The sequence below is a fragment of the Acinetobacter yuyunsongii genome (assembly GCF_041021915.1).
Lineage (GTDB): Bacteria > Pseudomonadota > Gammaproteobacteria > Pseudomonadales > Moraxellaceae > Acinetobacter.
This window is the reverse complement of record NZ_CP157435.1, coordinates 2244743-2257613: the sequence shown is the minus strand read 5'-3', so window position 1 is coordinate 2257613 and position 12871 is coordinate 2244743. Positions and strand designations below refer to the sequence as shown.

12 protein-coding genes and 1 pseudogene are annotated in these 12871 nt (G+C 40.7%); 6 read left to right on the top strand and 7 right to left on the bottom strand.

Annotated elements, in window-relative coordinates; translation table 11 throughout:
• Positions 1-194 precede the first annotated feature (194 nt).
• The 4 genes from ABLB98_RS10810 to ABLB98_RS10795 form a co-directional block, all read right to left on the bottom strand.
• Complete coding sequence (locus ABLB98_RS10810) at positions 195-1049, bottom strand: patatin family protein (protein ID WP_348882306.1); 855 nt, start codon at positions 1047-1049, stop codon at positions 195-197.
• Between the two features lie 66 nt (positions 1050-1115).
• A complete protein-coding gene (locus ABLB98_RS10805; protein WP_004908835.1) occupies positions 1116-1340 on the bottom strand; it encodes a hypothetical protein in 225 nt (74 codons plus the stop codon).
• Positions 1341-1503: 163 nt separating this feature from the next.
• Positions 1504-3639, bottom strand: a complete 2136-nt coding sequence (locus ABLB98_RS10800; protein WP_348882288.1) for a 3-hydroxyacyl-CoA dehydrogenase NAD-binding domain-containing protein — start codon at positions 3637-3639, stop codon at positions 1504-1506.
• Positions 3640-3916: 277 nt separating this feature from the next.
• The gene (locus tag ABLB98_RS10795) at positions 3917-5122 is read right to left on the bottom strand and encodes an acetyl-CoA C-acetyltransferase (protein ID WP_288400311.1); all 1206 of its coding nucleotides are present in this window, start codon (positions 5120-5122) and stop codon (positions 3917-3919) included.
• A gap of 239 nt (positions 5123-5361) precedes the next feature.
• Here ABLB98_RS10795 and ABLB98_RS10790 point away from each other — a divergent pair, with 239 nt between their 5' ends.
• Positions 5362-5529 (top strand): hypothetical protein, encoded by a 168-nt coding sequence (locus tag ABLB98_RS10790; protein WP_369028712.1) that lies wholly within the window; start codon positions 5362-5364, stop codon positions 5527-5529.
• A gap of 80 nt (positions 5530-5609) precedes the next feature.
• Here ABLB98_RS10790 and ABLB98_RS10785 read toward each other — a convergent pair whose 3' ends face one another.
• Positions 5610-6623 (bottom strand): AraC family transcriptional regulator, encoded by a 1014-nt coding sequence (locus tag ABLB98_RS10785; protein ID WP_348882305.1) that lies wholly within the window; start codon positions 6621-6623, stop codon positions 5610-5612.
• Between the two features lie 215 nt (positions 6624-6838).
• On the opposite strand from ABLB98_RS10785, the gene ABLB98_RS10780 reads away from it, so the two are divergent.
• The 5 genes and pseudogenes from ABLB98_RS10780 to ABLB98_RS10760 all read left to right on the top strand — a co-directional run bounded on the left by ABLB98_RS10780 (position 6839) and on the right by ABLB98_RS10760 (position 11006).
• Positions 6839-7957, top strand: a complete 1119-nt coding sequence (locus ABLB98_RS10780) for a CaiB/BaiF CoA-transferase family protein (RefSeq protein ID WP_256415286.1) — start codon at positions 6839-6841, stop codon at positions 7955-7957.
• 94 nt (positions 7958-8051) lie between these two features.
• A pseudogene (locus tag ABLB98_RS10775) lies at positions 8052-8219 on the top strand (hypothetical protein); the annotation flags it as partial.
• Positions 8220-8448: 229 nt separating this feature from the next.
• Positions 8449-10092, top strand: coding sequence for a nitrite/sulfite reductase (locus ABLB98_RS10770; RefSeq protein ID WP_348882287.1), 1644 nt, complete (start codon positions 8449-8451; stop codon positions 10090-10092).
• Entirely contained in the window at positions 10085-10570 is a 486-nt protein-coding gene (locus ABLB98_RS10765; protein WP_050041452.1) for a DUF934 domain-containing protein, read from the top strand. The genes ABLB98_RS10770 and ABLB98_RS10765 overlap by 8 nt, the downstream gene beginning before the upstream one ends.
• An 82-nt stretch (positions 10571-10652) precedes the next feature.
• On the top strand, positions 10653-11006 hold the full coding sequence (locus tag ABLB98_RS10760; protein WP_087543165.1) for a multidrug efflux SMR transporter: 354 nt from the start codon (positions 10653-10655) through the stop codon (positions 11004-11006).
• Positions 11007-11051: 45 nt separating this feature from the next.
• Here ABLB98_RS10760 and ABLB98_RS10755 read toward each other — a convergent pair whose 3' ends face one another.
• On the bottom strand, positions 11052-11495 hold the full coding sequence (locus tag ABLB98_RS10755; protein WP_348882286.1) for a VOC family protein: 444 nt from the start codon (positions 11493-11495) through the stop codon (positions 11052-11054).
• Between the two features lie 133 nt (positions 11496-11628).
• Positions 11629-12804, bottom strand: a complete 1176-nt coding sequence (locus ABLB98_RS10750) for a thiolase family protein (RefSeq protein WP_087547050.1) — start codon at positions 12802-12804, stop codon at positions 11629-11631.
• Between the last annotated feature and the right edge of the window lie 67 nt (positions 12805-12871).

The following is a 12871-nucleotide window of genomic DNA, read 5'->3' as shown; positions in this document are numbered from 1 at the left end:
ATGGTTTGAAAATTACTTTGGGGAATTTATTTATATTTTGTATTGGATTCAATGCGTAAGAGTCTGCAAAAGTCAGTTAAAAAAATCGCATTGTAGATATTAAAAATAGAAAAAAGCATAAATGATTGAATAATTGGGGATAGAAATAACCAAATTATTCAATCCTGATTCATTCAAGATTTGGTCGTGCAGAATCAGAGGCTCTTCCAATCCTCAATCGCTTTTAACCCTGTTTCGATTCCGACATCGTAGCTATAGCGGATTTTTGTTTTATTTTTAGAAAGTCGACCTGCCATGTTTTTTAGATCAGGGGGGCAAACTTCAAGAATTTGTTGTTTTGACGCTGAGCGAACAAATTGCACCGAATCATTGTAACGTTGAGTTCTGTTAAGCAAGCTTTGTGCAAAACCACGTTTTTGTTTAAACACATATTTAGCAAGCAACTGATCACCTTTGCTGCTAGCTTTATAATAATTCTTTGGTCGTGTTCGCAATACCATAAGTTTCGAAACATCATGTTGCTGAGCAGCCCAATGTATTGGGAGGGCATCCGCAACGCCGCCATCAAAGTAGGGCTCACCAAATACGTCAACTGCTTGACGTGTGAGGACAGGGATAGAACTAGATGCTCTTAATCCATCTAAAATATTGTCTTTAGATGCTCTGATATAAGTGGCTTCACCTGAAATCGCATGGGTGAGCACCATATAAAATTCAGGGTGATTTTCAAATAGATGTGTCTGATTTAAAGGATATTCTTTTTCAACTACATCCCACATCCATTTTAAATCCAATAAATCACCGCCTTTAAAGAAGCGGCCATAATGGATAAATTCAGGGCGGAGTGAGTGATCTAGATAGATTTGCAGGGTGCGACCCTGTTGTGCGGCGAGGTAGTTGGCAATATTGGTAGAACCTGAGGAGACACCGACACAGAGATCAAAGGGATTAAATTGCTGCTGTAAAAATGCATCCAGAACACCGCTAGTAAATGCGCCACGCATTCCATCACCTTCAACGACCAGTGCCTGACGATCTTGCTGAAATATTGAACATCTCGAATATCATGATGAATCCATGTTTAACATGGATTTATCATCTTCGACAAGAATACTTTAGTGATTGTGTTGCTGATGCTCGCTATGTTGAGCTTCGCCATTTGCTGGAGATTGTGACATTTCAGCTGCTGCCGCTGCTTTTTTTTGATTCATTGGCATATAGTCAGGCTCATTATTTATGGCTAAATAAAAAATCACCATAAAGATAAAGCTTAAAATGCAAGTGATGATCAGTGCTTTCCAACCCCACGGCGAGGTTTCAGGACAGAGTTTCTCAGACATAAGCGCAGTTCCAAAGGACATAAAAAAAAGCGGAATGGCGATGTTTATAGCATAATTTGTGATGGATTAGACGGAAATTCTGCTGGGGTTTTATTTGGGCAATTAAAAAGCCCGTACAGATCGGATGTTCCATACGAGCTTTAACGCTTTTAAAAGAAATGGATTATTGAATCACTTCTTTCTTCTGTGCCTTGTCTTTCAATAACTGCGGTGGATTAAAACGTTCACCATATTGAGCCGCCAATTGTTCTGAACGCTGGAGAGATTTTTCAATTCCATTCTGGTTCAGGAACTGGATTGCGCCTCCTGTCCATGGTGCGAAACCGATTCCAAAAATTGAACCGACATTGGCATCAATGACTGATTCTAGAACACCTTCTTCATAGCAGCGCAAAGTATCCAGCGCTTGAACAAACAAGAAGCGATCAATCATATCTTGTTCAGAAATATCATTCGCTTTTGTCCAACGGCTGAGCCCATCCCACAAATGTTTTTTGCCATTTTCTGGATATTCATAGAAGCCTGCACCTGCTGCTTTACCTTTACGATTGAGCTCGTGAATCATGGTGTGAACCACTTCATCTACAGGGGTTTTCGGTAAGTCTTTCCCTTCAGCTTGCAATGCTTTACGCGTTTCGCTTGCTACATGCTCAGTCAGAGTTAAAGATACTTCATCCTGAATCGCAAGAGGACCAACAGGCATACCTGCTTTGAGTGCTGCCATTTCGATTTTTGCTGGATGTACACCCTCAGCAAGAAGACGCATACCTTCTTGAATGAATGTACCAAACACACGACTGGTAAAGAAACCACGACTGTCATTTACCACGATTGGTGTTTTAGCAATTTGTTGTACAAAGTCATAGGCTTTAGCTAATGTTTCAGCTGAAGTTTCTTTGCCTTTGATGATCTCGACCAATTGCATTTTGTCGACTGGGCTAAAGAAATGTAAGCCAATAAAGTTTTTAGCATCTTTACTTGCTGTTGCTAGACCTGTGATAGGTAAGGTAGACGTGTTCGATGCAAAAATTCCATCTTCCGCTAAATACTGTTCAGCTTCTTGAGTCACCTTGGCTTTGAGTTCTTGATTTTCAAATACTGCTTCAATGATTAAATCACAGCCTTGTAGATCAGCTGCATCAGCAGTAGCTGTAATAAGCGCTAACACTTGATCACGTTTTTCTGCGGTCATACGACCTTGTGAAACACGTTTATCAAGTAGCTTTTGTGAATAAGCTTTGCCTTTCTCTGCATTTTCTACAGACACATCTTTGAGTACGACAGGAATTCCTTTGATTGCGGTTGAATAGGCAATCCCTGCACCCATCATACCTGCACCTAAAACACCGACTTTTTTCACTTGCCATTTAGCAACTTCAGCAGGACGACTCGCACCTGATTTAATTGCATTTAGACCATGCCAAAACGTACCGATCATGTTCTTCGACACTTGACCGACAGTCAGTTGCGTAAAGTAACGTGATTCAATACGAAGCGCGGTATCTACATCGACTTGTGCACCTTCAACTGCAGCCGCCATGATCGCTTCAGGAGCAGGGTAGCAACCTTTGGTTTTGTCACGTAGCATGGCAGGGGCAATTGCAAGCACTTGCGCAACCGCAGGCGTTTTAGGATCACCACCAGGGATTTTGTAGCCTTTCACATCGTAAGGTTGTTGTGACTTCGGGTTGGCTTTGACCCAAGCAATGGCTTTGTCTAACAGCTCTTGTTCATTCTCGGCGGTGTCATGTACCAAGCCGAGAGATTTTGCTTTATCGACACCAAATTGCTTACCTTCCATGAGGAACGGGAATGCATTTTGTAAGCCGAGCAGACGCACCATACGGACGATACCACCACCACCTGGCAGCAAGCCCAAAGTCACTTCAGGTAAACCAAATTTAGTTTTTGGATCATTAATGGCAATGCGGTAATGACAACCTAAAGCAATTTCCCAGCCACCGCCAAGCGCAGTACCGTTTAATGCGGCAACAACAGGTACACCTAAAGTTTCGATTGTACGTAAGTCACCTTTGAGTTTTTCAATCATCTTGAAAAATTCAGTGGCATGTTCAGGTTGTACCTGAATCAGCTCATCTAAGTCACCACCAGCAAAGAAGGTTTTCTTAGCTGAACGGAAAATAATACCTTTCAGATCAGTTTCAGCTTTCAGTTTTTGACTGACTTCATCTAAAGCATCACGGAACTCTGCATTCATGGTATTTGCAGATTGACCCGATGAATCAAGGGTAAGAATTACAATATTGTCAGCGTTTTTTTCGTATTTAATAGCGCTCATACATCATCGTCCAATATTTTATGAGCTTAATCGTAAGTGACCTGCATAAGTAAATATAAGCATCGCAGCGTCTTGTTAAACTCTCATCTAGTTTTAGGATAAACCTTCGGTTCGACCTACTTTTGTTTCGTCAAAAGTAGGCAAAACCATTGTCATTCGCAAAACCTGTTCAATTCTTTCATTTATACAATTTATCGCAGAAACAATATATTGTAGATACTAAGCAGGTTGCGAATGACGTTTCCGAGTCTCATATTTCAGGGAGGTTTTGAGTGATTTACACCAACTCGATAATGGTAGCGATACCCATACCACCACCGACACATAATGTTGCTAGACCACGTTTTTTACCTTGACGCTCTAATTCATCTAACAAAGTTCCTAGAATCATAGCGCCCGTTGCACCCAAAGGATGTCCCATAGCGATCGCACCACCATTGACATTGACTTTCTCGGCAGGAACTTTCAATTCAGTGATAAAACGCATCACCACAGCTGCGAAAGCTTCATTCACTTCAAATAAATCAATATCGTCGATACTCAAGCCTGCTTTTTCTAATGCTTTACGTGCAGCAGGAGCAGGGCCTGTCAGCATAATGGTTGGGTCTGTGCCGACCAATGCGGTTGCCAGCACTTTGGCACGAGGTTTTAAGCCTTGCTCTTTAACTGCTTTCTCAGAAGCCAATAACACCACCGCAGCACCATCAACGATCCCTGATGAGTTGCCTGCATGATGAACATGATTAATTTTTTGTGCTTCAGGATACTTCTGTAATGCAACTGCATCGAAGCCCATTTGTCCCATCATCTCAAAGCTAGCATTCAGTTTTGCTAAACCTTCAACGGTGGTTGTCCCTTTGATAAATTCGTCTTTTTCTAAGATTGTTACACCTGCATGATCTTTCACAGGCACTACGGATTTATCGAAATAACCATTTGCCTGAGCAGCAGCGGCCTTTTGTTGTGAACCCACTGCAAAAGCATCTACATCTGCGCGGCTATAACCATCTAAAGTTGCAATCAAGTCTGCACCCACACCTTGTGGTACAAAAGATGATTTTAAATTGGTTTCAGGATCAAGTGCCCATGGTCCACCATCTGAACCCATCGGGATACGTGACATTGACTCCACACCGCCAGCAACCACAACATCTTCCCAACCTGAACGAACTTTTTGTGCTGCCAAGTTCACCGCTTCTAAACCAGAAGCACAGAAACGGTTGATTTGTACGCCAGCGACATCATCATTCCAACCTGCAGCAATCGCAGCAGTTTTGGCAATATCCCCACCTTGATCACCAATCGGTGTTACACAACCGAGAACGATATCATCGACTTTAGATGTGTCGAGTTGATGGCGTTGTTGTAATTCATTCAATAATGTTGTGAGTAAAGTAATTGGTTTTACTTCATGTAATGAGCCGTCTTTTTTTCCTTTTCCGCGTGGTGTGCGAATGGCATCAATAATATAGGCCTCGCTCATAGCTGTTCCTTGTATTGCCTTAAATTAAAATCATTGTGCTTCGAGTGTACTCAATTTAACTGGCAGTGCAATGATGATAAACATTGGCAAGTGTGATGTTTTTCGCCAATTTTAATCGTTAAAATGGCATGCATAAATAAAACACCATGAGTCAAATCCAGTTTTTTAGCAGTCACGATCGGGAAATACAGTTAGAGGTTAATCTGGAACAGGAAACTGTTTGGTTAAGTCAGGCATAGATGGCAGAGTTGTTTAGCACAAAACGCCCTGCAATTACCAAACATTTGGGAAACATCTTTAAAGTTGGTGAACTTGAACAAAGTTCAGTATGTTCCATTTTGGAACATACTGCGAGTGATGGCAAAATTTATCACACTCAGTTTTATTTTATTGAAAGAGATTGTTGAATAATAAAAGAGATCGGTCCGTATTCTCAGAGTCAGCGGAGTAGATAGCCTGAGCTTTCAGACTATCTATATGCAGTGATTTATAAATGCTGTCCGTGTAGTTGGCGATATAAACCAGGCGTAACACCTGTCCATTTTTTGAAGGCACGGTGGAAGGTACTGGTTTCACTAAAGCCAACTTGTTGAGCAACATCTTCAAGGGTAAGGTTTGGTGTTAATAATAAATGAATTGCAGCATCACGACGTAAGGCATCTTTGACCCCTTGATAGCTTTTACCTTCTGCTGCCAAACGACGACGCAATGTTTGTGGAGAAAGATATAACATCGCTGCAACATCATTCAAGGTTGGCATTTCTTCACCAATTTGGCTCTTCAATACATCTCGGATACGTGAAGTCAGTGAGTTGGTATTCTTGAATTTTACCAGTAATTGTGCAGGTGCCGCTTTCAAAAACTCTTCTAAGGTTTTGTCATCTTGGCGTATTGGTAAATCTAGATAATCAGCAGCAAATGTGATTTCCGTACGTTGTGCATCGAATTGCATCACAGGCGCAAAGAACAGCGCATCATATTCATCGGCGTGGTTAGGGCGTTCATAGCCAAAATGAACACGTTCCAGTGGCAGGCGGCGTTCGATTAACCATGATGCAAGTCCATGCCAAATCATCAGCATGCTTTCAGTAATAAAATGATCAGGGTCAAGCGCTTTGGGAATATGGGGAACCAGACGGGCCTCGTGTTTGTCACGCTCCAGACTCACCGACCATTCATCACCAAACAATTTATAGAACTGGGAGGAGAGTTCCAGTGCCTGTCCAAGTGTTTTCGAATGTATGATTAATTGGCACATAATGGCAAATGTACCTAAACGACGAGGCTGTACATCAAAACCTACGTGTTCATCTTGAGTGACCATCCATAACATTTTGACAAAACGAGTATATTGCTCAGGGGAGATTCGCGCTTTGGGTTGACGCAGCAGTTCTGCCTCAATTCCAACATGTGAAAGTAATGTTTCAACGTCCATGCCAAGGCGTTTAACCCCTGTTAAAGCCGCATTCACGAAGTGGATGCTGATCGTATCACGGCTCATATTGAATCCTTCAGTTTCTTTACTATTCACGATAATTGACCTAAATAACCGTCTAAAATATCTAATTGAGCAATTGACAAGAGAAAAAATATTGCTCACTAAGTACATGTTAAATTGCCGAAACGATCAAGGTAAATGGCTGAACATGACATTGTTTTTGTGTTTATCCGAACCTAGTATAAAAGAAAATTTGAACAAATCGAGTAAAAATTATTATGCCATCTGCTTTAAAAGGATTGAAAGTTCTAGATTTTTCTACTTTATTGCCTGGTCCATTTGCAAGTATGTATCTTGCGGATATGGGTGCAGAAGTGATCCATGTGGAATCTCCAACGCGTCCAGATCTCGTGAGAATTATGCCACCCTATGCCAATGGGCAAGCCACTGCACATAGTTATCTGAATCGAAATAAACAGTCGATTGCGCTTGATCTAAAAGAGCCAAACAATATTGAACTGATCAAAAATAAAATTTCTGAGTTTGATATTGTTTTGGAACAGTTTCGTCCTGATGTCATGCGCCGTTTAGGTTTGGACTATGAGACTTTGGCAGAGATTAATCCACGTTTAATCTATTGCTCGATTACGGGATATGGCCAAACAGGAAGTTATAAAGATCGTGCTGGGCATGATATTAACTATCTCGCATTAGCGGGTGTTTCAGGTCATAGTGGCCGTCAAGATAGTGGCCCACCACCACTTGGAATTCAAATTGCGGATGTGGCAGGTGGTTCTTTGCATGCGGTGATTGGTATCTTAGCTGCGGTTGTTGAGCGTCAACGTAGTGGTCTTGGACAATATATTGATATTTCCATGACAGATTGTGTGGCAAGTTTAAATAGCATGGCTGCTTCTGCAAGTTTGGCAGGTCAGACGCCACAAGCACCAGAACAAGGGATGTTAAATGGTGCGAGTTTTTATGATTATTATGAAACCAAAGATGGGCGTTATTTCTCTGTCGGAAGTTTAGAACCACAATTTATGGCGGGTTTGGCAGCGGCTTTAGAATTGCCATTACTTCTTGCCAAAGGCACATCATTTGATCCTGAAGACCGCCAAGCGGTGAAACAAGCATTGCAGGAAAAGTTTAAGAGCCAAGATTTTGTAGTATGGCAGCAACTTTTTAAAACCTTAGATATTTGTGTGGAACCTGTCTTGAGCCTTGACGAAGCACTGGTTTCTCCAATTGCTGAACAACGTGGTTGGGTCGTGGATGTACCATTATCTGAAAATAGTGAACAAACCGAAGCGCAATTGGCATGTCCAATTAAGTTCTCACGTTCACAAATTAAATATGCCTTTATTGGTCAGGGTCTAGGTGAGGGTAAGTGGTAGACAATATGTGAGATTCATCACTGTATTGTTAAGATGTTGTATAGATCTACTTCGATTTCAATAAAATTCTAGGTTGACAAGATACTGAGGCGCAGTGATGTTCGTTGCAGCAACCCAAGATAATTATCTTCGTGCATTCAATGTTTCAAATGGCGATAAGTTATCGGAAGCACGTTTACCTGCGGGTGGACAGGCGACTCGAATGACCTATGAAATCAATGGCAAGCAATATGTGGTGATTATGGCGGGTGGGCATGGTTGATTTGGGACGAAAAAGGTGATTATTTAGTCGCTTACACATTGCCAGATAAGAACTAATTTCATTTAGAAAATGATTGTAAAAGCTCAGATTTGTCTGAGCTTTTTCTATTTGCGGCAATTAGATAGGCTTATCAATAAAATCGTTATTAAATATGCAAAAAAAGCATTTTGTTGATGAATAAAAGCTCGCTATGCTAGTCACCTTTATAATGAATGACTAGCCATACGCCATGTATTTATATACGGATTTCGATCAACAACTGATTAACCAACGTGTTGCTCAGTTTCGCGATCAAACAGAACGCTATTTAGCAGGAAAATTAACAGAAGACGAATATCGTCCATTACGTTTGCAAAATGGTCTGTACGTGCAACGTTATGCACCTATGCTCCGTATCGCTGTGCCGTATGGCTTGATGAATACTAAACAACTCAGAAAAATTGCTGAAATTGCGACTGAATATGATCGTGGTTATGCCCACGTTTCAACTCGTCAAAATATTCAGTTGAACTGGCCTGCTTTAGAAAATGTACCTGATATTCTTGCTGAGCTGGCAACAGTACAAATGCATGCAGTACAAACCTCAGGTAACTGTATTCGTAATACCACGACTGATCAGTTTGCAGGCGTGGTTGCTGGTGAGATTGCAGACCCACGTCCGACGTGTGAATTGATTCGTCAGTGGAGTACTTTCCATCCTGAATTTGCCTTCTTGCCACGTAAGTTCAAGATTGCAGTTTCTGCTCTGGAAGAAACAGACCGTGCTGCAACAGCTTTCCATGATATTGGTGTTTATATCGTTCGCAATGAAGCGGGCGAAATGGGCTATAAAATCATGGTTGGTGGTGGCTTGGGCCGTACCCCAATCATTGGTAGCGTAATCCGTGAGTTCTTGCCACGTGAAGATTTGATTGCTTATTTAGAAGCGACTTTACGTGTTTATAACTTACATGGTCGTCGTGATAACAAATATAAAGCACGTATCAAAATTTTAGTTAAAGCACTTACGCCAGAAGTCTTTGCTCAAAAAGTTGAGGCTGAATTTGAACACACACGTGAAGCATTGAAGATTCAGCCTGAGATCTTGAAAAAGCTGGATGAAGAATTCACTCCGTTTGATTATCAAGAGTTAGAAGATCAAGATTTCACAGCATTGTTTGCTGAATATCCTAAATTCAAACAATGGTTCAACGTCAATACTAATGCTCATAAAGTCAAAGGCTATCGTATTGTGACGATTTCTTTGAAACGTGCAGGCGTTGCCCCTGGTGATATGACTTCTGAAGAAATGAATTTAATTGCTGACTTGGCAGATAAATACACCTTTGGTGAATTCCGTACCACACATGAACAAAATATTTCACTTGTGGATGTACCACAAAAAGATTTATTTGAATTATGGCAAACCTTAGAACAGAACAATATGGCACGTGCACATATTGGTTTTATTACCGATATTATTTGCTGTCCAGGCGGTGATTTCTGTTCATTGGCAAATGCGAAATCAATTCCAATTTCAGAAGCGATTAGCCGTCGTTTTGATGATTTAGATACGATCTATAATCTTGGTGAACTTGATCTGAATATCTCAGGCTGTATGAATGCTTGTGGTCATCACCATGTGGGTAACATTGGTATCCTTGGTGTAGATAAAAAAGGTGCAGAATTTTATCAAATCACGCTAGGCGGTAACGCGAATCATGATGCGTCTATCGGTGATATCTTAGGACCATCTTTTGCTGCTGATGCAGTCCCTGATGTCATTGAAGAAATCCTAAATACTTACCTTGATCTACGTACTGAAGGTGAGCGTTTTATTGATACGTATCGCCGTGTTGGCATCCAACCATTTAAGGAGCGTGCTTATGCTTAATACATCGCTACAAGTGCTGTTCAAAGATGGCACGATTGCTGATAATACTTATCAAGTGATTGCTGAAGATGGCGTAATTCCACAAGGTGATGTGGTTGTAACAACTGCTCAGTTAGATCAGTTGGCAAATGTACAAGCTAAAAAAGCGTTATACATTACTGTTAATGATTCACCTGAAACTCATCAATTTCCATTAAATGAATTGGATGCGATCTTCATTGAGTTCGCAGGTTTCAATGATGGACGTGGTTATTCATTTGCAGCATTATTACGCCGTCAAGGTTATCAAGGCGAGTTACGTGCTGTCGGTGATATCTTTAAAGATGTTTTAAACTATTTAAAACGTTCTGGCTTTGATAGCTTTGTGGTTAAAGAAGGTAAGGATATTCACGAAGCCGCTGCTGGACTTCAAGATTTCACCAATCCGTATCAAGCTTCAACTGCTGTGCCACAAGCGAGTTACCAAACAGGTGCTTAAGCTCATTTAAGTAAAAAAGCTGAACTCAGGTTCAGCTTTTTTTATTGCGTATTATTTAAGACTTATAGATTGAAGAATAACAATGCTGACCTTTATTGCAAAAATAAATCCTGGGGTGATTTGGCTGCTTTTCGCCATCGCAACTGATGTGCTCTCAACTTTTTATTCTGCCAAAGCAAATGGATTAGTGAATAAACTCGATCAAGGAATCGCCTTGGTTTTATATCTTGTTTCTTTTACTTGTGCTGCGATTGCATTGAAGTATATGCAAGCTGGGATTTTATATGTGCTTTGGTCTGGGCTAGGTGTTATTGCGACAGCTGCTTTAGCAAAAGTTTTTTTAGGGCAGCATATTGATTTAGCAGGGTGGGTTGGGATTGGATTTATCACTATCGGATTAATGATTATTGCTCAGTATTCTAATATTGATGTTTAGGGGTACTATCAGAAAAGACTATTTTGATAGTACCTGATATGCTGCTTATATATCTTCAAGCTGACAATTGACCATCCACTTGATTCCGAACTGATCTGTGAAAGCACCATACAGTGCGCCCCAAAAGGTTTTTTCTAATTGCATTTCAATATGGCCACGTACAGAAAGCTGGTTGAATAAACGTCGTGCCTCCATTTCATCGTGTTTAATATTGATTGAAATATAATGATTGTTGCCTTGGGTGAAAATACTATTCGGAGAGCAGAACTGATCATTAACGTCTGAACCCATGAGTACGGTATATTCATTAATAGGTAAGGAAACATGCAGAATTAAGCATTTATCTGCTTCTGATAACATAACCCCTTCTGTAGGTGGCATATCACCATAGCGACTGATCATTGCGAATTCACCGCCAAAAATAGATTGGTAAAAAATAAATGCTTGTTCAGCTTGTCCTTTAAAATTTAGGTAATGGTTGAGCTGCATGAGGGAACTCCTTATTGTTTTTTTATACAGCCCATAACTTATCGGGATTTTAATAATTGGTGCATTATTTTTTGTAATTATGAAAATAAAAAATCCTGCACTTGGCAGGATTTTTAGTTAATCGAATTAATGCTTAGATCAATTCGATTGCAACTGCTGTTGCTTCACCACCACCGATACAAAGCGCCGCAACACCTTTTTTACCACCAGTGCGTTTAAGTGCATGAATTAATGTAAGAATGATACGTGAACCCGTAGAACCAACTGGATGACCAAGTGCACAAGCACCGCCATTAATATTGACTTTTTCTGTATCTAATTTGAAGTCATCAATTGGGCACATTGTAACCATTGCAAAAGCTTCATTGATTTCCCAAAGATCAACATCTTGTGCATCCCAACCAGCTTTTTTCAAAACTTTTTCAATTGCCCCTACAGGAGCAATCGTAAATTCAGAAGGATGTTGAGAGTTTGATGCGGTTGCAATAATTTTTGCTAAAGGTTGTAAACCACGTTGAGTAGCGACTTCACTAGAGGTTAACACTAAAGCAGAAGCGCCATCAGAAATTGAACTCGCATTTGCCGCAGTAATTGTACCGTCTTTTGCAAATGCAGGTTTCAAACTTGGGATTTTGTCAATTTTTGCATTTAATGGTTGTTCATCTTGATCAACAACAACATCACCTTTACGGCTAGACACTGTTACTGGAACGATTTCATCTTTGAAATAACCTTCAGTAATTGCTTTCTGTGCACGTTGTAGAGAGCGTATAGCGAAATCATCCATTTGTTCACGTGTATAGCTACGTTTATTTGCCATATCTTGTGCAAATGATCCCATTAAGCGGCCAGTTTCTGCATCTTCTAAACCATCAAGGAACATATGATCCTTAATTTCACCATGACCCATGCGATAACCTGCACGTGCCTTAGGTAAAACGTAAGGAGCATTGGTCATTGACTCCATACCACCCGCAACCACGATTGCAGCACTACCAGCTTTGATCATATCAGCAGCTTGCATCACAGCTTTCATGCCAGAACCACAAAGTTTGTTAATGGTTACTGCACCAGTTGAATCAGGCAAACCTGCTTTACGCATAGCTTGACGAGCTGGACCTTGTTTTAAACCTGCTGGTAACACACAGCCCATGATTACTTCTTCTACATCAGTAGGCTGTAATCCCGAACGAGCAATTGCTTCTTTAATGGTGATTGCACCTAATTCGGGTGCAGTTGCGCTTGATAATGCGCCTTGGAAGCCGCCCATTGCTGTACGAGCGCCATTGACAATTACGATGTCAGTCATTGTGTGTCTCCAGACTTATAATTTGCAGAGAATGTTCAAAACCTATGCAGTATATTAAAAAAAGCAT